At 43.1% G+C, this 21,469-nt stretch carries 24 protein-coding genes; 22 read left to right on the plus strand and 2 right to left on the minus strand.

Going from position 1 to position 21,469, the window contains the following annotated elements; translation table 11 throughout:
- The 21 genes from rlmB to rplQ all read left to right on the plus strand — a co-directional run.
- Positions 1-390 (plus strand): 23S rRNA (guanosine(2251)-2'-O)-methyltransferase RlmB (rlmB, locus tag QVA83_RS07685; protein ID WP_287498311.1); only part of this gene is annotated, 390 nt, incomplete at its 5' end.
- A gap of 514 nt (positions 391-904) precedes the next feature.
- Positions 905-2,575 (plus strand): S8 family serine peptidase, encoded by a 1,671-nt coding sequence (locus QVA83_RS07690; RefSeq protein ID WP_039226695.1) that lies wholly within the window; start codon positions 905-907, stop codon positions 2,573-2,575.
- Between the two features lie 311 nt (positions 2,576-2,886).
- Positions 2,887-4,281, plus strand: a complete 1,395-nt coding sequence (locus QVA83_RS07695) for a DUF4397 domain-containing protein (protein ID WP_014950914.1) — start codon at positions 2,887-2,889, stop codon at positions 4,279-4,281.
- 132 nt (positions 4,282-4,413) lie between these two features.
- Positions 4,414-6,522, plus strand: a complete 2,109-nt coding sequence (locus tag QVA83_RS07700; RefSeq protein WP_156078904.1) for a GAF domain-containing hybrid sensor histidine kinase/response regulator — start codon at positions 4,414-4,416, stop codon at positions 6,520-6,522.
- Between the two features lie 221 nt (positions 6,523-6,743).
- Entirely contained in the window at positions 6,744-7,112 is a 369-nt protein-coding gene (gene rplN / locus QVA83_RS07705; RefSeq protein WP_012519228.1) for a 50S ribosomal protein L14, read from the plus strand.
- Positions 7,113-7,124: 12 nt separating this feature from the next.
- The gene (rplX, locus tag QVA83_RS07710) at positions 7,125-7,439 is read left to right on the plus strand and encodes a 50S ribosomal protein L24 (RefSeq protein WP_014950912.1); all 315 of its coding nucleotides are present in this window, start codon (positions 7,125-7,127) and stop codon (positions 7,437-7,439) included.
- 17 nt (positions 7,440-7,456) lie between these two features.
- A complete protein-coding gene (gene rplE / locus QVA83_RS07715) occupies positions 7,457-7,996 on the plus strand; it encodes a 50S ribosomal protein L5 (protein ID WP_014950911.1) in 540 nt (179 codons plus the stop codon).
- 12 nt (positions 7,997-8,008) lie between these two features.
- Complete coding sequence (rpsN, locus tag QVA83_RS07720) at positions 8,009-8,314, plus strand: 30S ribosomal protein S14 (protein ID WP_014950910.1); 306 nt, start codon at positions 8,009-8,011, stop codon at positions 8,312-8,314.
- A 13-nt stretch (positions 8,315-8,327) separates the two neighbouring features.
- Positions 8,328-8,720: a 30S ribosomal protein S8 gene (rpsH, locus tag QVA83_RS07725; RefSeq protein ID WP_012519224.1), complete on the plus strand. Its 393-nt coding sequence runs from the start codon at positions 8,328-8,330 to the stop codon at positions 8,718-8,720.
- A 13-nt stretch (positions 8,721-8,733) separates the two neighbouring features.
- On the plus strand, positions 8,734-9,267 hold the full coding sequence (gene rplF / locus QVA83_RS07730; RefSeq protein ID WP_014950909.1) for a 50S ribosomal protein L6: 534 nt from the start codon (positions 8,734-8,736) through the stop codon (positions 9,265-9,267).
- Positions 9,268-9,279: 12 nt separating this feature from the next.
- Complete coding sequence (gene rplR, locus QVA83_RS07735) at positions 9,280-9,633, plus strand: 50S ribosomal protein L18 (protein WP_014999707.1); 354 nt, start codon at positions 9,280-9,282, stop codon at positions 9,631-9,633.
- 9 nt (positions 9,634-9,642) lie between these two features.
- Complete coding sequence (rpsE, locus tag QVA83_RS07740; protein WP_012519221.1) at positions 9,643-10,143, plus strand: 30S ribosomal protein S5; 501 nt, start codon at positions 9,643-9,645, stop codon at positions 10,141-10,143.
- A gap of 6 nt (positions 10,144-10,149) precedes the next feature.
- Complete coding sequence (gene rpmD / locus QVA83_RS07745) at positions 10,150-10,329, plus strand: 50S ribosomal protein L30 (protein WP_014950907.1); 180 nt, start codon at positions 10,150-10,152, stop codon at positions 10,327-10,329.
- A gap of 3 nt (positions 10,330-10,332) precedes the next feature.
- Complete coding sequence (gene rplO / locus QVA83_RS07750) at positions 10,333-10,767, plus strand: 50S ribosomal protein L15 (protein WP_014950906.1); 435 nt, start codon at positions 10,333-10,335, stop codon at positions 10,765-10,767.
- 5 nt (positions 10,768-10,772) lie between these two features.
- Positions 10,773-12,092, plus strand: a complete 1,320-nt coding sequence (secY, locus tag QVA83_RS07755) for a preprotein translocase subunit SecY (RefSeq protein ID WP_014977524.1) — start codon at positions 10,773-10,775, stop codon at positions 12,090-12,092.
- 38 nt (positions 12,093-12,130) lie between these two features.
- Positions 12,131-12,247: a 50S ribosomal protein L36 gene (rpmJ, locus tag QVA83_RS07760; protein ID WP_012519217.1), complete on the plus strand. Its 117-nt coding sequence runs from the start codon at positions 12,131-12,133 to the stop codon at positions 12,245-12,247.
- A gap of 175 nt (positions 12,248-12,422) precedes the next feature.
- Positions 12,423-12,779 carry a 30S ribosomal protein S13 gene (rpsM, locus tag QVA83_RS07765; RefSeq protein ID WP_012519216.1) on the plus strand — a complete coding sequence of 119 codons (357 nt, stop codon included), beginning with the start codon at positions 12,423-12,425 and terminating at the stop codon, positions 12,777-12,779.
- 14 nt (positions 12,780-12,793) lie between these two features.
- Positions 12,794-13,186, plus strand: a complete 393-nt coding sequence (rpsK, locus tag QVA83_RS07770; protein WP_012519215.1) for a 30S ribosomal protein S11 — start codon at positions 12,794-12,796, stop codon at positions 13,184-13,186.
- A 24-nt stretch (positions 13,187-13,210) separates the two neighbouring features.
- A complete protein-coding gene (gene rpsD / locus QVA83_RS07775; protein WP_012519214.1) occupies positions 13,211-13,831 on the plus strand; it encodes a 30S ribosomal protein S4 in 621 nt (206 codons plus the stop codon).
- Between the two features lie 19 nt (positions 13,832-13,850).
- Positions 13,851-14,840, plus strand: a complete 990-nt coding sequence (locus QVA83_RS07780; protein ID WP_039226687.1) for a DNA-directed RNA polymerase subunit alpha — start codon at positions 13,851-13,853, stop codon at positions 14,838-14,840.
- A gap of 41 nt (positions 14,841-14,881) precedes the next feature.
- Positions 14,882-15,283: a 50S ribosomal protein L17 gene (gene rplQ, locus QVA83_RS07785; RefSeq protein WP_012519212.1), complete on the plus strand. Its 402-nt coding sequence runs from the start codon at positions 14,882-14,884 to the stop codon at positions 15,281-15,283.
- 1,128 nt (positions 15,284-16,411) lie between these two features.
- Here rplQ and QVA83_RS07790 read toward each other — a convergent pair.
- Positions 16,412-17,779, minus strand: a complete 1,368-nt coding sequence (locus tag QVA83_RS07790) for an alginate O-acetyltransferase AlgX-related protein (RefSeq protein ID WP_168481990.1) — start codon at positions 17,777-17,779, stop codon at positions 16,412-16,414.
- Positions 17,780-17,806: 27 nt separating this feature from the next.
- Complete coding sequence (locus tag QVA83_RS07795) at positions 17,807-18,517, minus strand: hypothetical protein (protein WP_168481992.1); 711 nt, start codon at positions 18,515-18,517, stop codon at positions 17,807-17,809.
- Positions 18,518-18,683: 166 nt separating this feature from the next.
- Here QVA83_RS07795 and QVA83_RS07800 point away from each other — a divergent pair, with 166 nt between their 5' ends.
- Entirely contained in the window at positions 18,684-21,428 is a 2,745-nt protein-coding gene (locus QVA83_RS07800; protein ID WP_168481994.1) for a glycosyltransferase, read from the plus strand.
- Positions 21,429-21,469 lie beyond the last annotated feature (41 nt).

Below are 21,469 nucleotides of genomic sequence, written 5' to 3' on the forward strand. Positions count from 1 at the left end.
GCCGATGGAGCAGGAGTGCACGCGGTAGTAGTACCGAAGGATACATCGGCAAGCTTGAACGGAACCGTAAGAAAGGTTGCCTGTGGCGCAGCTGAAGTGGTTCCACTTATTCAAATCACGAACCTGGCCAGAACCTTAAAGCACCTTCAAGATAAAGGGCTATGGATTGTAGGCACCGCGGGTGAAACCGACAAAACCCTTTACGATGTAGATCTAAAAGGCCCAACAGCGCTAGTTATGGGGGCTGAAGGTAAAGGCATGCGTAGGCTTACTAAAGAAACGTGCGATGAGTTGGTGAAGCTTCCTATGGCCGGCAGCGTGACAAGTTTGAACGTGTCGGTAGCTACGGGTGTTTGCCTATACGAGATTGTGAGACAACGAAGTTTGTAATTTCATATTGTTCGGGTTAACGCGCTAAGCGTGTAAACCCTAGTTAGTTTTTAAAAAAGCGTGTGCTATTTAGTACGCGCTTTTTTATTTTTAAGCATTGCTATAAAGCGCTTAATATTTTGTTACATTTGAGTTTGTAAAATTAATGTTAATTATAGTTTTTTATTCCTACCATGAATTGGCTCATAGCATACATTGTGCGCGGCTTTCGTAAGTTGTGTTGTTTTTTTGTGCATTTTTAAAGGTATTAAAAATGCTCACCAGGGTTAAGGCAACATACTCAACAGCCTGATTCGCCGCCTAATATGAGCTCTGTGAATAATTGGTAATACCGTTTATTTGCATACCTGACAAACGGGTAGGTCGTTGCAACGCAGTTGCGTCGGTTGTCATGGATGAGCTTTTCGTATGAGGTAATGGTTATACCTGTATGTCATTTAATAACAAATAGCTTCCAAAGCACGGAATAAAACAGTGTTGAAGTTAATAAGACAGATAAAACAGGAAATAAATTTTGAACTCAAAATTAAATAAGAAACACACATGTCTAACAGCAGCTGCTCTAGCTGTATCACTTGGCTTAATGGGTAATTCTGCAATGGCAGCAGGCGAAGGTCTGGTAAAAGTTAAAGAAAAGCCTCAAACCCTAAAACAAGCACTAGGTAAGCGATTGACTGTCGATCGTCTTGTCACCACTGACCAAGAGCGTTACATCATCAAGTTCAAAGATGAGATGACCAGTGAAACGGTTGAAGTGAGTGCATTAAAAGGTAAAGGTCAAATCTCAAGTGCCAAAGTAAAAGGTAAAAAGCCTTTCGATATCGCGTCTGCTAAATCAGAAGTTAGAAAAGCAGGTGGTGCAATTAAGAAAGAGCTTAAGAAGCATAAAATGGTAGCGGCTACGATGAGTAAGTCAGCGCTGAACAAGCTTCGTAAAAATCCAAATGTAGAAAGCATTGAAGTGGACGTTCGTCGTAAGCCTATGGCGCAGACCACGCCTTACGGCTACACCATGGTTCAGGCTAATCAATTTGCACAGTCAGATACTACGGCTCGCAAAGTATGTATCATCGATACAGGTTACAACCTGGGTCACCCAGATTTGCCTGGAACCAACGATGGCGTTACAGGTCAGGCAAATAATAGTGCTGTAGGTAACTGGTATAACGATGGTAACGGTCACGGTACCCACGTAGCGGGCACCATTGCAGCATACGATAATAACGAAGGTGTAGTTGGTGTGTATCCTGGCGTGGATATGCATATCGTTAAAATCTTTAACGACAATGGCCAATGGACTTACGCATCTGACCTTATCGATGCTATCACCCAATGTCAGGATGCCGGCTCGAACGTTGTTAACATGAGCTTAGGTGGCGGCAGTTCGTCAACTACCGAGCGAAATGCAATGCAGAGCTTCACAGATGCAGGCATGTTGTTAGTTGCGGCGGCAGGTAACGATGGTAACAGTGCGAAGTCTTACCCTGCTTCATATGATGCAGTAATGTCAGTTGCGGCAGTAGACTCAAACGAAAATCGTGCAAGCTACAGCCAATATAACGATCAGGTTGAAATTGCCGCGCCAGGCAGTGCAGTTCAGTCTACCTATCCAACAAATACCTACGCTTCACTCAGCGGTACATCTATGGCGACGCCACACGTAGCTGGTGGTGCAGCACTAGTGTGGAGTTACTTCCCGCAGTGTTCAAACAACCAAATTCGTAGTGCACTTAATGCAACGGCAGAAGATAAAGGCAGTGCGGGTCGTGATAACTTCTACGGTTATGGCTTAATGCAGCTTGCTGATGCCTACAACTACCTTAACACCAACGGTTGTGCCGGTGGCGGTACTGGTGGCGGTGGCGGCTCTGAGCCTGGCGTAGAACCAGTATCAGGTCAGCTAACCGGCCTTTCTGGTACGCGCAGAAACTGGGACCGCTACACTTGGACGATTCCTGAAGGTGTAACGCAGATGACTATTCGTACCTCTGGTGGTTCAGGTGATGCCGATCTATACGTGAAGTTTGGCTCACAGCCAGAAACGAATAGCTATGATTGTCGTCCTTATCAAAATGGCAACAGCGAAGTATGTACATTCGACGCGCCAGCGTCAGGCACGTGGCACATTGGTATTCGCGCTTATTCGTCATACAGCGGTGTGACGCTATCATACTCGTATGAGTAAGTAATCCCGTCTCCCTAAGACACAGTTAAAGCCTGCTTATGCAGGCTTTTTTTTGTTTCAGTTTTGTGCGCGGTTTGTTTACGTTTATTCGCACATCTATGCCTGTTACCAGCACTTTTAGAAGCTTGAATGTCAAGTTTCCATAAAGAAAGGTCAGCTTTGCAAAGTTGACGTAAAGCTGCGAACTAAGCCCTATTCACATAGCCATATCGCTGTATTGTGCGTGCCAAGATCAGCACTCTCTACATGTGCCTATTTGCTTTTACGCAGGCTTTATCCAACCAAGAACAACTTCAAAGGACATTCAATTTATGCAATTGACCTCTCAATCTTTGCTTCGTGGAACATGGTTCCAAACAGTGGCAATTGGGCTTATTGCACTGCTTGGGCTTACCGCTTGTGGTGGCTCAGGCAGCAGTAGCTCAGATTATTCGTATGCTTACATTCAGTTTTACAACGCTTCGCCTAACGGTGCCAATGTAGAAATGCGTGAAGTTGATGGCGATAGCTTTGGCTCTGCTCAATTTGGTGATACTACGTCAATGTACTCTATGGATGATGGAGAATTAGAACTCGAGTTCATTCGAACTGATTCAGACGACCAAGAAGTATTTATTGACGAGATTACCGTTAACTTAAAAACCGGTTATAAGACCATTGTTGTTATGAGTGGTGACTTTAGTAACCCCGTTTTTACCACCTATTCCTATAAGCGCGAAACATTGGAAGATCACTTCCGCCTATTCGCTTTGTCGGTAGCAGTAGATGAATCTTCTTATGATTTCTACATGAGTGAGTCTGGCGACCCGTTTGAAGCAGCCAACTTCCTTGGCACGGTTACAACGGGCGACATGATTGAATTTGACTTCTGGGATGCAGATGATGACAGTGAATACTTCGATGAGGGCGAGTACACGATTTATTTGACCGAACCAGGAAGTGACGATGTTGTCTTTGAATCACAAACCATCGATTTTGTATACGAAACTGAGTATCTAATGACACTGCGCGATGTCAGTGGCGCCATTCAAGAAGGGCTAGTTGTAGACACTATTCTTAACTCTTCATCAGTTACAGCGCTTACAGATGTAGAAGCAGATTCACAGTATCGTATTTACAATTCTACGAATCTAGATGCAGAGCTTCAGGTTACCTTTGGTGGAAACACTGATGAAGAGGACGTCAGTTTTACACTCGCGGCGGGCGAGTTGTCTGAGTTTAGTACTATCCGCTATGGCGATTATCGCGTTACCGTAACCGACCCATCAGGTACAGTGACGTCACTGAGCAACAAGCTAATTACGCTTAATCAGGGTGAGAGTAAGGCTATTCTCATCTACAACACCAACAATAAATTAGGCGCAGCAACCTTTGTAGAAAGTGGTTTGCCTCAGGCCTACGATAAGACAGTAAACTTCATCAACCTAGTTAGCGACTTTGATGACGTAGACTTCTACTTGGTAAGAAATGACGAAACCATTGATACTGCTGAGTACGATATACAGAATCTTGAATTTGCTGAAAGTACCAGTGAAGTGCTGCCGTCAGACTATTATGAAGTGATTGCCGTATACGAAGATGACAACGAGGAGCAAGTGCTGCTTGATAGAACCGCGCTGTTTGGCTTTACAGAGGAAGAAAACTACATAGTTACTGTTGAGCCAGCGGATACGCCAACGGGATATGAAATTAACGTGCTTTATTAGTCGGTTAGTATATTTATTATACTAATTGATAAGGGTGAAAACTTTCATCTGCGTGTATTTCACGTAAGTTTAAAAGGTCAACGCTAAAAACGTTGGCCTTTTTACTTGCTGTCCGGGAGGGCGAAAATCCTCATGAGTATCATTAAAGATCTACAAACCATATCAAATGACAAAGCACTTTCATTTGATAAAAAGCTCGAGAGCTTGCTAAGCATAGGTACGGAAATACTCGGGTTGGAAACAGGGATTGTAAGTAACATTCAAGGCGATAATTACCGTGTGCTTAGCGTTATTACGCCCGACAACGACATACCATTAAATACGACCTTCGCATTACCAGACACTTACTGTGCAGACGTGGTGAACAGCGATGCTGTTGTGGCTTATCACAATATAGATACTGCGCCAGGTGCCTCGCATCCGTGTTTTGAAAAATACACATTAAAGAGTTATCTCGCTTCACCAGTGCGAGTACATGGTGAATTTTTCGGTACAGTAAACTTCTCATCTCTCGGTCCACGGGACACACCCTTTACGCCCTTAGAGATGGATTATTTACTTTTGCTTGCTTCGTGGATAGGCAACGAATTAGAGCGTCAACAAGCGATAAGTAATCTCAATGCACAAAAAGCGATATTAGAAGAGAGAAACTCGTTATTACACCAAGTGACCAACCTTGCCGGTGTAGGTACATGGGAGTTAAATATTGATACGGGAGCATTGATTTGGTCTGGTGCACTGAAGCGAATGCTGCATGTGCATGGTGAAAAAGTAGTAAAGCCAGAAGACGTGATCAAATTCGTGGTTGATGAAGACCAGCGGAATAAATACGTCGCCCAGTTCAATCAGATGATAAAAACCGGCGAAGACTTTTCCTATGAACTTGAAGTTCGCACCGATGCGGGAGAAACCCGTTGGTTACAAAGCCGCGCTCATCCGGTCATGGAAAATGACCGTTGCGTTAAGGTAATTGGTGCTACAGTTGATATTACGCAGCTTCACATGGACAAGGCAATGCTGCAGCAAAAAACGGATATGGCAGAAAGCGCCTTGAAAGCGCGAAGTGAGTTCCTTGCGAATATGAGCCATGAAATAAGAACACCAATTCATGGGGTTCAGGGCATGCTTGAGGCACTTATTAGTTCCTCGCTAAATTCTACCCAGCTAGAACATGCCACTATTGCTATGAAAAGTGCAGATTCATTACTCAACATCGTGAACGATATATTGGATTTTTCTAAAATCGACTCTGGCAACATGTCGTTTGAAGAATCGCCCACCAACCTTGCTGACACCATAGAAGAGCAAGTGCCGATGTTCACGCGGCTAGCTCACGAGAAAGGTATTGAACTTTCAGTAAGCACAAAGGGGGTTGAGGGAAAAACCTTCATAGCTGACAAACTAAGAATTGGGCAAATTCTGATTAACCTATTGAATAACGCCATTAAATTCACAAAAGAGGGGAAGGTAACGGTTGAAACTAAAAGCACCCGATACGGAAAAGGGCGGTTCAGAGTAAAACTAATCGTGACTGATTCAGGGATCGGAATTAGCGAGCAACAGCAAAAGCTCATTTTCTCGCCGTTCGTTCAAGCAGAAAACTCGACGCAGCGGAGATATGGTGGCACAGGCTTAGGGTTGTCTATAGTCAGTCAAATCGTGAAGCATTACGGTGGTAAAATTGAGGTGTGCAGCGATTTAGGCGTGGGGGCGCGATTTATCGTAACCCTCATGCTAGACGATGCTAACGCAGGCACCGTAGCCGAAAAAGCATGTGGCCATAATGCTGTTTATATCCCTTCTAAACAGGAACTGAGCGCGTTTAAAGCACTAATAGTTGAAGACAATGAAATAAATCAGCTTGTCATTAAAGAGCAACTAAAAGAGATAGGTATTGCAGCCGATTTAGCAGAAAACGGTGAAGAGGCAGTAGAAAAAGTTAAAGGCGCATTAAAAGGAAAGTCACCCTACACAATCATTTTGATGGACTGCCATATGCCTGTAATGGATGGATTAGAGGCGACGAAGCTAATTAGGTCAATGGGAGACAAGGCGCGGGACATCCCAATAATTGCATTAACCGCAAATGCGCTAACCGGCGACAAAGAAAAATGCTTGAAATCCGGCATGGATGACTTCATATCAAAACCTGTTGGTGTAAGCCGGTTGAAAGAGTGCCTTTACAGGCACTTGAGTAAGCAGCTTGTAAGTAATGAAAATCGCCTAAAAGATCCTGCTTGATAACCTCTGACGTGGTTATCAGCCCCGACTTTTAGTCGGGGCTTTTTTATTGCTCACATAGTTTAAAAATAATTCAATTTACCGCTATCACTTCCAAATGTTTTCTGTTACTATTTCGCGCCCTTTTTATGGGGGTATGTACATAAAAGCAACGACATCCAGTTGTTTTTAGCAGCACTAACGACTCGGGAGAGTCTTAATTTTAAGAGCGGAGCACTAACATGATCCAAATGCAAACTAACCTGGACGTTGCAGACAACAGCGGCGCTCGCAGGGTTCAGTGTATTAAGGTTCTTGGTGGCTCGCATCGCCGTTATGCAGGTATCGGTGACATCATCAAAGTTACTGTTAAGGAAGCAATTCCTCGCGGTAAAGTTAAAAAAGGTGACGTACTGAATGCAGTGGTGGTGCGTACTAGAAAAGGCGTTCGTCGTGCAGATGGTTCTACCATTCGTTTTGACGGTAACGCGGCTGTTATGCTTAATGCTAACAAGCAACCAATTGGTACGCGTATCTTTGGCCCGGTTACCCGTGAGTTGAGAAGTGAAAACTTCATGAAAATCATCTCATTGGCCCCAGAGGTACTATAAGGAGTCACGATAATGGCTAATAAAATTCGTCGTGATGATGAAGTAGTCGTATTAGCGGGTAAAGACAAAGGCAAACAAGGCAAAGTCCTTAAAGTGCTTATTGCTGATAACCGTGTAATTGTAGAAGGCGTTAATCTCGTTAAGAAGCACACTAAGCCAAACCCACAACTGGGCGTAGCTGGTGGCATCGTTGAGAAAGAAGCTTCTATTCACGTTTCTAATGTTGCGATTGTTAACCCGGCAACGGGCAAAGCAGATCGCGTTGGTTTCCGTTTCGAAGATGAGAAGAAAGTACGTTTCTTCAAGTCTAACGGCGAACTTGTTTAATTATATTGGAGAGTACGATGGCGAAACTGCATGATTTCTATAAAGAAACAGTAGTAGCTGAACTTGCTAAGCAGTTCGGATACAAAAGCGTCATGCAAGTCCCTCGGATTGAAAAAATCACTCTAAACATGGGTTTAGGTGAAGCAGTTGCTGACAAAAAGGTACTTGAGAATGCTCAAGCTGACATGACGGCTATCGCCGGTCAGAAGCCTGTTGTTACAGTTGCTAGAAAATCAGTAGCGGGTTTTAAAATCCGTGAAGGTTATCCGATTGGCTGTAAAGTAACCCTACGCGGCGAGCGTATGTGGGAATTCCTAGAGCGTTTGATTTCAATCGCTATCCCACGTGTTCGCGACTTCCGTGGTTTGAATCCTAAATCATTCGACGGACGTGGTAACTACAGCATGGGCGTGCGTGAGCAAATCATTTTCCCTGAAATCGATTTCGATAAAGTGGATAAGGTTCGCGGTATGGATATCACTATCACTACCAGTGCGAATACAAATGAAGAAGCACGTGCTCTGCTGGACGCGTTTAACTTCCCATTCAAAAAGTAGGGGTGTAGGGTTATGGCAAAAGAATCAATGAAGGCACGTGAAGCTAAGCGTACTAAGCTAGTAGCTAAGTATGCTGAAAAGCGCGCCGCACTTAAAGCGATTATCAGCGATGTTAACGCTTCTGAAGATGAGCGTTGGGACGCTGTTCTGAAGCTACAACAACTGCCACGTGACTCTAGTAAGTCTCGTCAACGTAACCGTTGCCGTGTTACTGGTCGTCCACATGGTTACCTACGCAAATTCGGTCTTAGCCGTATTAAGCTTCGCGAAGCAGCGATGCGCGGTGAAGTCCCTGGCCTTAAGAAAGCCAGCTGGTAAGGAGTAGCTGATAATGAGCATGCAAGATCCTATCGCGGATATGTTTACCCGCATCCGTAACGGCCAGATGGCACAGAAAGTTTCTGTAACTATGCCTTCTTCAAAACTTCGCGTTGCAATCTGTGAAGTATTGAAAGCTGAAGGTTATATTACTGACTTCGCTGCTTCTGGTGACGTTAAGCCTGTTTTAGAAGTTACGCTTAAGTACTTCGAAGGCAAGCAAGTAATTGACACTATCGAACGTGTAAGCCGTCCTGGTCTGCGCATCTATAAGAAAAAAGATGAGCTTCCAAAGGTTATGGGTGGTTTAGGCGTAGCTATCGTGTCGACTTCTAAAGGTGTGATGACTGACCGTGCAGCGCGTAACGCTGGCATGGGCGGTGAGATCATCGGTTATGTAGCATAACGGAGGAGTTGAAATGTCACGTATAGCAAAAGCCCCAGTAGACGTTGTATCAGGTGTAGAAGTTTCTATCTCTGGTCAAGAAGTTACTGTTAAAGGTAGTAAAGGCACTTTGACCCGCGTTTTCAACGACGCTGTAGAAGTTGCACAGGAAGAGAACCAACTTAAAGCACTTCCACGTGAAGGCTTTGTTGACGGTTGGGCACAGGCTGGTACTGCGCGCTCTATCCTTAACGCAATGGTTCAAGGTGTTTCAGAAGGTTTTGAGAAAAAACTTCAGTTGTTAGGTGTTGGTTACCGTGCACAAGCACAAGGTAACAAACTAAACCTTACACTAGGTTTCTCTCACCCTGTAGCATACGAAATGCCTGAAGGCATTACGGTTGAAACTCCTAGCCAAACTGAAATCGTCGTCAAAGGCGCCGATAAGCAGGTGGTTGGTCAGGTTGCGGCGAACATTCGCGGTTACCGTCCACCAGAGCCTTACAAAGGTAAAGGTGTACGTTACGCTGACGAACACGTACGTCGTAAAGAAGCTAAGAAAAAGTAGGTGGGTGATACGATGGATAAGAAAACAGCTCGCATTCGTCGCGCAACTCGCGCACGAGCAAAAATTCGTGAACTGGCCGCGCATCGCTTGGTAGTTAACCGTACACCTCGCCACATCTACGCTCAGCTAATCGCTCCATGCGGTTCTGAAGTGTTGGCAGCGGCTTCAACTGTTGAGAAAGATCTTGCAAAAGGTCTTAAGTCTACAGGTAACGCTGAAGCAGCGACGGTAGTCGGTAAAGCAATCGCAGAGCGCGCTCTTGAGAAAGGCATTAAAACAGTGGCTTTCGATCGCAGTGGTTTCCAATACCACGGTCGCGTTAAAGCATTAGCTGATGCAGCTCGCGAAGCTGGTCTTCAGTTCTAGGAGTTTATAATGGCTAAACAAGACGTTCAAAATGGTGAATTTCTAGAGAAATTGATCGCCGTAAACCGCGTATCTAAAGTGGTTAAAGGTGGTCGTATCTTTAGTTTCACTGCATTGACAGTAGTGGGTGACGGTAACGGTCGCGTTGGTTTTGGTTACGGTAAGGCACGTGAAGTACCTGCTGCAATCCAAAAAGCAATGGAAAAGGCACGTCGCAATATGGTTGACGTAGACCTTAACGGTCACACGTTACAGCACCCGATTAAAGGTCGTCACTCTGGCTCTAAAGTTTACATGCAGCCAGCATCTGAAGGTACCGGTATTATTGCCGGTGGTGCGATGCGTGCAGTACTTGAAGTAGCTGGCGTACAAAACGTACTTTCAAAATGTTACGGCTCTACAAACCCAATCAACGTTGTACGTGCAACAATCAACGCGCTGACAGAAATGAACAGCCCGGCGAAAGTTGCTGCGAAGCGTGGATTGTCTGTAGAAGAAATTTTGGGGTAATCAGACATGGCAACGATTAAAGTAAAGCAAACTAAAAGTGCAATTGGCCGTCTGCCAAAGCACAAAGCTACGCTTAAAGGTTTAGGCCTTCGTAAAATCAACCATGTTCGTGAACTGGAAGATACCCCAGCCGTTCGTGGCATGATCAACCGTGTATATTACATGGTTGAGATAGTGGAGGAGTAAGACATGCGTTTAAACACAATTTCTCCAGCCGAAGGTTCAAAGCCTACTGGTAAGCGTTCTGGTCGTGGTATCGGCTCAGGTCTTGGTAAAACGAGTGGCCACGGTCACAAAGGTCAAAAAAGCCGTTCAGGTGGCCGCGTTAAGCCAGGATTCGAAGGCGGTCAGATGCCTATCCAGCGTCGTCTTCCTAAGTTCGGTTTCACTTCACGCAAGAGCTTTGTTACTGATCAAGTAACTCTTGCTGAAATCGCGAAGGTTGATGGTGATACTGCATCTCTTGAGACTTTAAAAGCAGCTGGTATCGTTAAGAAAGAAATCCAGTTCGTTAAAGTTGTTAAGAGCGGTGAAGTTTCACGCGCTGTTACAGTAAGCGGGTTAAAGGTTACTAAAGGCGCTAAAGAAGCGATTGAAGCTGCTGGCGGTAAAGTAGAGGAATAAGCTAGATGGCTAAACCAGGATTGGATTCAGGCGCTAAAAGCGGCTTGAGTGAGCTTAAGGCAAGATTGTTGTTCGTACTTGGTGCGATTGTTGTATTCAGACTAGGTTCTTACGTTCCTATCCCTGGCATCGATCCAGCTGTACTTGCTGACTTGTTCGAGCAACAAAAAGGCACCATTGTAGAAATGTTTAACATGTTCTCTGGTGGTGCGCTTGAGCGTGCATCCGTTCTGGCTTTGGGCATTATGCCATACATTACTGCATCCATTATCATGCAGTTGCTCTCGGTGGTTCATCCACCGATGGTGGAGCTTAAAAAAGAAGGCGAAGCAGGCCGTCGTAAAATTAGTCAGTACACGCGTTACCTAACGCTTGTATTGGCTATCTTCCAATCAATTGGAATTTCGACTGGTTTGCCTAACCTGATTAATGGATTGGTGATAAACCCTGGCTTCGGATTCTACTTTACGGCAGTAGTGAGCCTAGTCACAGGAACTATGTTCCTTATGTGGTTGGGTGAGCAAATTACCGAACGAGGTATTGGTAACGGTATCTCTATATTGATTTTTGCTGGTATTGTTGCCGGTCTGCCAACAGCGATAGGTCAGACTGCGGAACAAGCAAGGCAGGGCGACATTAACTTGTTGTTCCTACTGTTGATTGGCGTGATTGTTATCGCTCTTACATACCTAGTTGTATTTGTAGAGCGCGGACAGCGCAGAATTGTGGTAAACTACGCAAAACGTCAGCAAGGCCGTCAGGTTTTTGCTGCGCAAAGCACCCATTTACCGCTGAAAGTCAACATTGCTGGTGTAATTCCACCAATCTTTGCTTCTAGCATTATTCTGTTCCCGGGTACCATCGCAGGATGGTTCGGACAGAATGAATCAACAGCGTGGTTGCAAGATGTAGCGCTTATGCTATCTCCTGGTCAACCGCTGTACGTGATGTTGTACGCAGCTGCGATTATCTTCTTCTGCTTCTTCTACACGGCGTTGGTTTTCAACCCGCGTGATACAGCAGATAACTTGAAGAAGTCTGGCGCGTTCATCCCAGGCATCCGCCCGGGTGAGCAAACGTCACGATACATTGACAAGGTAATGACTCGCCTTACACTGGCTGGCGCACTGTACATAACCTTTATTTGTTTAGTGCCTGAATTCATGCTAATTGCTTGGAATGTGCCGTTCTACTTCGGTGGTACGTCGCTTCTCATTATCGTAGTAGTTATTATGGACTTTATGGCACAAGTACAGACACATTTGATGTCTAGTCAATATGAGTCTGTGCTGAAGAAAGCTAACCTTAAAGGCTACGGCCGATAAGTTAGCCCCTTAATATTGATAGAAAGGGGAAAGATGTAATGAAAGTTCGTGCATCAGTAAAAAAGATTTGCCGTAACTGTAAAGTTATCAAGCGCAACGGTGTTGTGCGTGTAATTTGCAGTTCTGACCCAAAGCATAAGCAGCGTCAGGGCTAATCTAAGCGGAACAAGATATTCGCAAAGCTAAGTAAGCAGAACCTAGATAGTACTTGTCTGGTTCTGCTAGTTTTGTTTTAAAGTATTTTGAACCTTAATTTGCAATTTAGTCGACGGGTAAGTATCCTATCGGGCTTTTTAGGTCGTCGACAAATAAACAAGAGGAGTGCTGTTAATGGCCCGTATCGCTGGCATTAACATTCCTGAGCACAAGCATGCTGTAATCGCTATCCAAGCGATCTATGGCGTTGGTCCCACACGTGCGAAAAGCATTTGTGCGGGTGCTGGTGTTGCAGAAAATACAAAAATCAAAGAGCTAGACGAAGCTACTATTGATAAGCTTCGTGACGAAGTGGCTAAATTCACCGTTGAAGGTGACCTACGCCGTGAAGTCTCTATGAGCATCAAACGTTTGATGGACCTGGGTTGCTTCCGTGGTATTCGCCACCGTCGTAGCTTGCCTCTACGTGGTCAGCGCACTAAAACTAATGCGCGTACCCGTAAAGGTCCTCGTAAGCCAATTAAGAAGTAAACGGGGAGTAAGTTATGGCTAAAGCACCAGCTCGTAGCACGCGTAAGCGCGCTAAACGTCAGGTTGCAGACGGTATGGCTCATATCCATGCGTCTTTTAACAACACAATTGTGACTATTACAGACCGTTCAGGCAATGCACTAGCATGGGCGACATCTGGTGGTTCAGGTTTCCGTGGTTCACGTAAATCTACCCCATTTGCTGCACAGGTAGCTGCTGAGCGTGCAGGTGTTGCTGCACAAGAATACGGTCTTAAGAACCTTGAAGTTTTCGTTAAAGGTCCAGGTCCAGGCCGTGAGTCTGCGATCCGTGCTCTTAACGCTACAGGTTATAAGATCACAAACATTACCGATGTGACCCCTATTCCTCACAACGGTTGTCGTCCACCGAAAAAACGTCGCGTTTAATCGACGGACAGTTGGAGAAAGATCATGGCAAGATATTTGGGTCCAAAACTCAAACTTAGCCGTCGCGAAGGAACAGACCTGTTCCTAAAAAGCGGCGTTCGCGCAATCGATTCTAAATGTAAAATCGATACAGCGCCTGGTCAGCACGGTGCCCGTCGTGGCCGTCTGTCTGACTACGGTGTTCAGCTGCGTGAAAAACAAAAAGTTCGTCGTATGTACGGCGTTCTGGAAAAGCAATTCCGCAACTACTATAAAGAAGCTGCACGTCTAAAAGGCAACACAGGTGAAAACTTGCTACAGCTTTTAGAACAGCGTCTTGATAACGTAGTTTACCGTATGGGTTTCGCTAGCACTCGTGCAGAAGCACGTCAGCTAGTTAGCCACAAGGCGATCATGGTAAATGGTCAAGTTGTGAACATCCCATCGTTTAACGTTTCTGCCGAAGACGTGGTTTCTGTTCGTGAAAAGGCTAAGAAGCAAGCGCGTATCGTTGCTGCTTTGGAACTGGCTGACCAACGTGAGAAGCCAACCTGGATTGAAGTAGACAGCAGCAAAATGGAAGGCACTTTCAAGCGCGTTCCTGAAAGAACTGACCTGTCTGCGGAAATTAACGAACAGTTGATCGTCGAACTTTACTCTAAGTAAAGCTAACTAAAGAGGAAGCATTGTGGGTTCTGTGACTGAATTCCTAAAACCGAGATTAGTTGAGATCGAAAACGTTTCTCCTACTCGTGCCAAAGTAACTTTGGAACCACTAGAGCGCGGCTTTGGCCATACTCTAGGTAACGCCCTACGTCGTATTTTACTGTCATCTATGCCAGGATGTGCAGTTACCGAGGTAGAAATTGACGGCGTTCTTCACGAGTACAGCACCAAAGAAGGTGTTCAGGAAGACGTAATTGAAATCTTGCTAAATCTTAAAGGTTTAGCGGTTCGCCTTGAAGGTAAAACTGAGGCAACCCTAACTCTAGTGAAATCTGGCGCTGGCCCTGTTGTTGCTGGTGATATTCAGCATGATGGCGACGTAGAAATTACAAACCCTGACCACGTTATTTGTACTTTAACTGGCGAAGCTGAAATCAGCATGCGCATTAAAGTAGAAATGGGTCGCGGTTATGTACCAGCTTCTACCCGTCGCTCCTCTGAAGAAGATGATCGTCCAATTGGTCGTTTGTTAGTAGACGCTTCATACAGCCCAGTTGAACGTATTGCTTACAGTGTAGAGTCTGCTCGTGTTGAACAACGCACAGACCTAGACAAACTAATCATCGACATGGAGACGAACGGTACTTTGGATCCTGAAGAAGCGATCCGCCGTTCTGCTACTATCCTAGCTGAACAGCTAGATGCATTCGTAGACCTACGTGATGTGTCTGAGCCAGAAGCGAAAGAAGAGAAGCCAGAATTCGATCCGATTCTGCTTCGTCCAGTAGATGACCTAGAGCTGACAGTACGTTCTGCAAACTGTTTGAAAGCAGAAGCTATCCAGTACATTGGTGACCTGGTACAGCGCACTGAGGTTGAGCTACTTAAAACGCCAAACCTTGGTAAGAAATCGCTAACTGAAATCAAAGATGTTCTAGCATCTCGTGGTCTTTCTCTAGGTATGCGCCTAGAAAACTGGCCGCCAGAGAGCATCGCTGAAAAAGATTAATCAGGTTTTTATCAAACTGATTTGTAGAGAAGGATAAAACTATGCGCCATCGTAAGAGTGGTCGTCAGTTGAATCGCAACAGCAGCCATCGTCAAGCTATGTTCAAAAACATGGCCGGTTCTTTGGTCAAGCACGAAGTGATCAAAACTACGTTACCAAAAGCGAAAGAATTACGTCGCGTAATCGAGCCTCTAATCACTATGGCTAAAGAAGACAGCGTTGCAAACCGCCGTCTAGCTTTCGCCCGCACTGGTGACAAAGAGGTTGTAGGTAAACTATTCAACGAGCTTGGTCCTCGTTACGAAGCTCGTCCAGGCGGCTACACTCGCATTCTTAAATGCGGTTTCCGTGCTGGCGACAATGCCCCAATGGCATATGTTGAGCTAGTTGACCGTCCAGTTGTAGAAGCTGAAGAAGAAGCAGTAGAAGCAACTGAAGAGTAATTAATACTCGATTAGAAAAAGGGGCCTGAGTGAAAACTCAGGCCCCTTTTTTTGTTGGTTGTGGAGTATTTAAAATAAGGACTCTATAGCTAGTATGTAATCGAAAAGTAAAGATAAATGCATGCTATATATACTGTTAAATTCATATCGAATTTAGCATTCAATTTATTCTAGATACTACTCACCGAATTGGCTGTGTATTCGTTTCAAAGAGTAGTAGCAAGCCCTAAAGTGGTGAAGATTTGTTGACATCAATACCTGATGAAGGCTGAATCAAAAAAAGCTGGCTAGACGATGTGGTAATTGAATAACTTGCTAAGAAACAGCGTGCGATGAATGATTAAGTTGTTCCTAACTGAACACTTTGTGAAAGAGGATTCGTATAGCAGTATAAGAGATAAACTTATCTGTAGCGCTTATCTCACTAATCTTTCTAAAACTTATTCGGTACAGCATCTGCAGAGATATCTTTGAAGTCACAGTAGGCAACTTCCACGACAATGTGCTAATGAGGATCGCTTTTTTTTCGGAAAAACTATATTTAATTATCGTAGCTGGTACACCGACAACGACGGCGTAGGGAGGGACATCCTTCATTACAACCGTCCGTGTAGCAGTCACAGCGCCGCTACCAACTGTAAGGCGATAACTGAAGTGATATCATCTCTTATCCATATATCTTGGTCAATTGTGATTGAAAGGTTTTTTCCTGATGGTGATTCGCTATATGATAAGGCTAAAAAAGGTTTGTGTCATAAGCAGACGCTTTGAATATGATAAACGTAGGATTGTATGTGACGACAGAGCTCAAAAACGCTCTTCGCCCATGACACTAACTTCACTTGCAGTAGAACAATGTCGCCCTATTGAAGTATGTTCCGGTAATTCACTCCAAGAATTAGAAAATGCCGCCATAGAAAATAGTTTTAAGCCTTCAAGTTAGCCAGTGTACGGCTATGCAAAAGAATTAGTAAAGTAGCTAACTCTTTAGCCGTCTTCAGACCTACTTTTGCCTTTCTGAGTTAGTAAAACTCTATGGTTACCTGAGGTAACTGTCGATAGATTTTCTAAAATGTCTTCTGTGTACCATACGAATAAGCACTCTCGTGTAGTGACGATGTTCAAAAATCAAAATGGTATACTAGCGATAGCATCATTATTTAATTTTGAAATGTGTCCCACAATTCGTTTCAGGTTTTTGTGACAAGACTCTTTAACTACATCACTTTTAATGACCGTAGGCGCAATTTTTTTATTTTGTTGTAACATTGCTTTCTCCCTTACAAAGGACGTGTAATCCTCTCGGGCAGAAGGGGGCCTAACGATAAACCTAGCATTGCTTTGACTTACAATAAAATCGGGTTTTATTCGTTTAATAAAGGATGGATCGACGTTTCCTGCACAATGAACGAAAACAACAGTTTTATAGACTCTTGATAAATAGTTAAACATCGTGTAACTCGAAGAGGAACCTAATATTAAGAGCACTTCATCATACATAGCATCATCGTAATAAATTATCCTAATTCTGCCAAAATTTGGGAGTTGATTATCGAATACTATGAAGTGCTGGTGATTAAATGAACCTAAAAATTCTTCATCATGCTTCTGGGGGGGAAATACTTTATTTCCTAAATCACCGGTTACGTGCCTTGTTCTATATATATCTGAACTAAAGAGTTTCTCAATTGCCTGTATATTTTTATTTTGACGAGATAATACAGCAATAGAAGCACACATAGCTCCATAGTGGCTCCAATGAGTATCACATACTCTGTAGCTTCGCTTATCAGAGTTTCTTAGTTCTTGAATAGGAATAATTAAGTCAAAGCTTTCCGGGGCCAATTTCTCTAGTTGGTCAATAGGTGTAACCTTTGCTCTTTTGTGTGGATAGTATTCGGAATACACCATCTCTTTGGAGGGCGCTATAAGCATACAAATGTGAATGCCTAGACTTTCTTTATACTGTACTAGCTCTTGAAAGTATTCTTTCCAATATGTTCTTTCTTTTCTCGTAAGTTTGAGTCTGCCTGTATATTGCTCAACGCTATTGTTACTATCGTTGTCCAAAAAGAGCCAATTTCTGTCACCTTCTATTACCTTTAAAGCCCCTTCAACTCTGTATTCGACTAGTGCTTGATATCGACCCTGTTGAATAACACCTACTTGAAAATAAGGAGAGGACAATTTTACGAAAGAATTAAATCCACACAATACGTCCTCGTGTCCAGAGCTCGATTTTTGAAGTACTTTTTCTATAACGTCGGGTCGCTCTACATTAGTTTCAAGAGGAATGATAGAGTTGTTTTGGATTATAACCATTTGAAATGGTTTGTTTTTTTCTGCCAGTAGCCAGCCGCTAACGCGCAAGCCCTTCTTTTCGATATCCAAATCGTCAACTGTAGTATTACCAAAAGGTTCATCTACACACCATCGGATAATCCCATCTGCCGTCGTTGGTGAAAGAATAGTCTCTTTTATTGTGAATGATGCCAATCATAACTCCTTACTTGGCCCCTACCTCTAGATATATGGTGCAACTATATCGTATTCTTCTTGCAAATAGGGCTTTAAAATCTCAACGTTAGAGGTTATTTGTTGCTTACTCCTCACGTTTTTAAAGGATTCTTTGAGTTCTACACCCATGATTTTGCTCAATCTCGTTATATCCCTATTATAGTTGTGCACAGAGCCAACAAATTCTAAGTCAAATACAGGGACTCGGCTAAAAAAGCGTGAATATGCCTTCGTAAAAATAGGCGACGAATTATTAACAATAATGTCGTAAACAATGTCATCGATGCTAGTGATGTTGTTGTCAATGTACTGCTCTTTAAGGAAAGCATATTGAGGGTGAGCACCTTTTATTTGTAGTAAGTGTCTGACTAAACTGTATATTCTCTCAATTGGGTCTCTAAGCCATACAATGCGACGCGCATTTGGAAATGTATTTAAATGTGACGGTTGTGGCTTGAAGTGACCATGTATCACTTTACAATTATTCGGCGTCCAAACTGGAAAACCGTTAGTTAACTCTTTTGCTCCGCTACTGGCATATGCTCCAAACACCTTTGTAGCTTTAAAAGCAGATTCAAAGCTGTACCGTAGGGAGCTGCCTGCTGTTTTGGGAATATGATAAGATAGCCAAAGAACGTTCTGGTTAGGGTTAAGTTCGCAGGATTTTTTCGGATATAGGAGCTTTTCTAGAGCCCAAATTCGTTTTTTGTAGAACATTTTAACTTTTTGCTTACTATAGATAATAGTTTGACGTTATGGATCGAAACTTTGTGAATTGGAGCCAATATTTCTCCTAGACGGAATACCAAAACGTTAATACCATTACATGCATTGTTGTACCAAATCTGATATTACCATGCCACGATCTACCACCCAATCAGTAATGAAGTATTTTGATACTGATTGGTACTGTAAAACTTATCCCGATGTTGAGAAGTCTGGAATGAAACCGAGTTTTCATTTCTTAAGGTTTGGCATTGATGAAGGACGCTGGCCTTGTCATTTTAACGCTGTAATGCTTGATAAGAAGTTGTGGTCTTCTAAACAAAATGAAAAAATTCTGAATGACTTAGATGGGATTTTTAGCAGAAACGAAGACGGTGAAAGCGACCTAGCAGCTTGGTTTCTTGGCCGCTGGTTTGCTAGTCGAAATGATTGGAAAAATGCCTATCATTATACTCGTCGTTTTGAAAAAAATAACGAAATATTTAGTTTGCTTAAACATGATGGGCCGTCAATTTTATTAGTGTCATGTTATGAAAATCTGCAGATAATCAATGACATCGATACATTAATAAACAAGCTACCTTGGGTCAACAGAAACGAAAAAAGTTTAGCTCACTGCTCGGTTGCGAAAGCCAAAGATAAAAAACATCACTTGAATGCATTGTTTCAAAACAACAAGCTCATTAGCTTGGTTAAAAGTGTTGAGTATTTTGATAGACTTCAAGCTTTCCCCCAATACCAAGTAGCTGCCAATTGGTACTCACCATTAGTCAGTATTATAGTTCCTTGTTATAACTCCGAGAAAACAGTCAGTGTGGCTATTAGGGGGTTGCTAGCGCAAACTTATAAGAAAGTTGAAATAATCATCGTTGACGATGCTTCTACAGACAACTCAGCTAAAGTAGCTTGTGAGTTTGTCAAGAGAGATAAGCGCATTCGCTATTTAAAGTTAACTAAAAACAGCGGCGCTTACGTTGCAAGAAATACAGGTCTAAAAGCTGCAAAAGGTCGGTATGTTACCACACATGATGCAGACGATTGGTCACACCCTCAAAAAATTGAATTCCAAGTTAAGGCGCTAAAAAGTCAAAGGCAAGCAAAAGCTAGCGTTAGCCACTGGGCTCGTTGTAAATCAAACTTATCATTTCAAAATTGGCGAATTGAAAGTGGCTTGATACACCGCAACGTTTCTAGCCTAATGTTTGACAGAGCAGTATTTAGAAGGCTTGGTTACTGGGATTCTGTTTCAGTGAATGCGGATACTGAATATTATTATAGAATTCTTAGCGTGTATGGGGCGAATTCCATAGTAGAGGTGATGCCCGGCACGCCACTGGCATTAGGCCGTGTAGAGGCAAAGTCGCTAACACAGCAGAGCCTAACTCATATAAGCACACAATTTAGGGGAGTTAGGAAGGACTACCTAGATAGTGCCCAAAAATGGCATGAAAAAGATAGAAGGCTGTATATGCCTTTTGATGGGAAAAGAAGATTTGTTGTACCTCCGTATATTTGCAGAGGATCAGATAGAGTTCGGAAAAATAATTTAAGAAATTATTTGGTTGAGCATAATTTGTTTGATGAGAAGTGGTACTTAGAAAAATACGAAGACATCAGAATTGCGGGTATCAACCCAATTGAACATTATGTTTCTCATGGAATATACGAAGGGAGAGAGCTGAATGCATTGTTTTGCCCGTCCGCATTTTCTTATCTACATGATTGTTCCTTATATGACGGAGTATTACGTTGGGCAACAGATCCAGACAAGCTGTCTACAATTGTGCACATTGATGGAAATGGAATCAGTACAGAAGACAGTAAAAAGGTACTAATGGTGGGGCACCTTGCAGGTGAGCACCTTTTTGGAGCTGAAAGAAGTTTTTTGGACTGTGTAACGCTTCTACATGGGCACGGCGTAAATATTTATCTCATCTTACCCGAAGCAAAAAACAAGCAGTACATTGAAGAGCTCAAGAAATATTGTGTGAACATAACATTTATCCCACTTAAATGGTGGAAGAAAGGTAGGAGTATAGTAGACGAGCACGTAGAGCTTATATCTCATTGTATAAAACGATATGAAATTTCTTGTGTTTATAGCAATACTATCACCCTGTGGGAACCTACTTTAGCTGCAGACTTATGTGGCATAAAAAAAGTTATGCATATAAGGGAAATAACAGAAGAAGATCCTGAGTTATGTAGTCTCTTGGGAGCAGACTCGATAGATATACTAAAGCACCTGAAGAACCTCAACAACCTTTATATCGCTAACAGCAAAACTACCGCCCAACACTACGAGTCTTTTTTTCCTTGTGAAATTATCCCTAACATCATTGATAGCAAAAGCCTTAAGAAAAAGCGTAATAGCCATAAAGAGTCATTAAATGTTACGATAATTAGTAGCAATCTTCCCAAAAAAGGTATCCAAGACTTTTTCGAAATTGCGAGATTGTGCGAAGAAAAGTGCTTACCTATAAACTTTTTAATTTATGGCCCCGAAACAGATATATTATTAGGCTTGCTTCGAGATTACGCTGGCAAAAATGTCAGATTTGAAGGTTTTACAGATAATATATCGGAGACATTTATCAATATTGATGTTTTACTTTGTCTTTCTCATTTTGCAGAATCGTTTGGACGAACAGCGTTGGAAGCAATGGCGCATGGCTGCCTTGTCATCGGGTATGAATTTGGAGCTATTGTTGAATTATTGGAGGGAGGATGTGGTATTCTCGTGGCACCTCGCAACGAGCAAGCCATAGTTTATCAGTTAGAAACTGTGCTGAAAGACCAAAGTGTAATGCAGCAAATGGTTGAGAAAGCTCAGAAAAAAGTTCAAAACAATTATTTACCGGAAGTGGTATCAGCTAAGTTGGTTAAACTTGTCGCAAGGTAAATAAGAGTGATTTCTAAGTCTTAGTGGTATTTATCGTTAAA

Source organism: Alteromonas sp. AO-Serp (assembly GCF_017849675.1).
GTDB lineage: Bacteria > Pseudomonadota > Gammaproteobacteria > Enterobacterales > Alteromonadaceae > Alteromonas > Alteromonas macleodii.

What these genes read in the sequence shown, in the direction of transcription:
- QVA83_RS07695 (WP_014950914.1), top strand. Translation starts at nt 2,887, where the DNA reads ATGCAATTGACCTCTCAATCTTTGCTTCGTGGAACATGGTTCCAAACA.
- QVA83_RS07700 (WP_156078904.1), top strand. Translation starts at nt 4,414, where the DNA reads ATGAGTATCATTAAAGATCTACAAACCATATCAAATGACAAAGCACTT.
- rplN (WP_012519228.1), top strand. Translation starts at nt 6,744, where the DNA reads ATGATCCAAATGCAAACTAACCTGGACGTTGCAGACAACAGCGGCGCT.
- rplX (WP_014950912.1), top strand. Translation starts at nt 7,125, where the DNA reads ATGGCTAATAAAATTCGTCGTGATGATGAAGTAGTCGTATTAGCGGGT.
- rplE (WP_014950911.1), top strand. Translation starts at nt 7,457, where the DNA reads ATGGCGAAACTGCATGATTTCTATAAAGAAACAGTAGTAGCTGAACTT.
- rpsN (WP_014950910.1), top strand. Translation starts at nt 8,009, where the DNA reads ATGGCAAAAGAATCAATGAAGGCACGTGAAGCTAAGCGTACTAAGCTA.
- rpsH (WP_012519224.1), top strand. Translation starts at nt 8,328, where the DNA reads ATGAGCATGCAAGATCCTATCGCGGATATGTTTACCCGCATCCGTAAC.
- rplF (WP_014950909.1), top strand. Translation starts at nt 8,734, where the DNA reads ATGTCACGTATAGCAAAAGCCCCAGTAGACGTTGTATCAGGTGTAGAA.
- rplR (WP_014999707.1), top strand. Translation starts at nt 9,280, where the DNA reads ATGGATAAGAAAACAGCTCGCATTCGTCGCGCAACTCGCGCACGAGCA.
- rpsE (WP_012519221.1), top strand. Translation starts at nt 9,643, where the DNA reads ATGGCTAAACAAGACGTTCAAAATGGTGAATTTCTAGAGAAATTGATC.
- rpmD (WP_014950907.1), top strand. Translation starts at nt 10,150, where the DNA reads ATGGCAACGATTAAAGTAAAGCAAACTAAAAGTGCAATTGGCCGTCTG.
- rplO (WP_014950906.1), top strand. Translation starts at nt 10,333, where the DNA reads ATGCGTTTAAACACAATTTCTCCAGCCGAAGGTTCAAAGCCTACTGGT.
- secY (WP_014977524.1), top strand. Translation starts at nt 10,773, where the DNA reads ATGGCTAAACCAGGATTGGATTCAGGCGCTAAAAGCGGCTTGAGTGAG.
- rpmJ (WP_012519217.1), top strand. Translation starts at nt 12,131, where the DNA reads ATGAAAGTTCGTGCATCAGTAAAAAAGATTTGCCGTAACTGTAAAGTT.
- rpsM (WP_012519216.1), top strand. Translation starts at nt 12,423, where the DNA reads ATGGCCCGTATCGCTGGCATTAACATTCCTGAGCACAAGCATGCTGTA.
- rpsK (WP_012519215.1), top strand. Translation starts at nt 12,794, where the DNA reads ATGGCTAAAGCACCAGCTCGTAGCACGCGTAAGCGCGCTAAACGTCAG.
- rpsD (WP_012519214.1), top strand. Translation starts at nt 13,211, where the DNA reads ATGGCAAGATATTTGGGTCCAAAACTCAAACTTAGCCGTCGCGAAGGA.
- rplQ (WP_012519212.1), top strand. Translation starts at nt 14,882, where the DNA reads ATGCGCCATCGTAAGAGTGGTCGTCAGTTGAATCGCAACAGCAGCCAT.
- QVA83_RS07795 (WP_168481992.1), bottom strand. Translation starts at nt 18,517, where the DNA reads ATGTTCTACAAAAAACGAATTTGGGCTCTAGAAAAGCTCCTATATCCG.
- QVA83_RS07800 (WP_168481994.1), top strand. Translation starts at nt 18,684, where the DNA reads ATGAAGTATTTTGATACTGATTGGTACTGTAAAACTTATCCCGATGTT.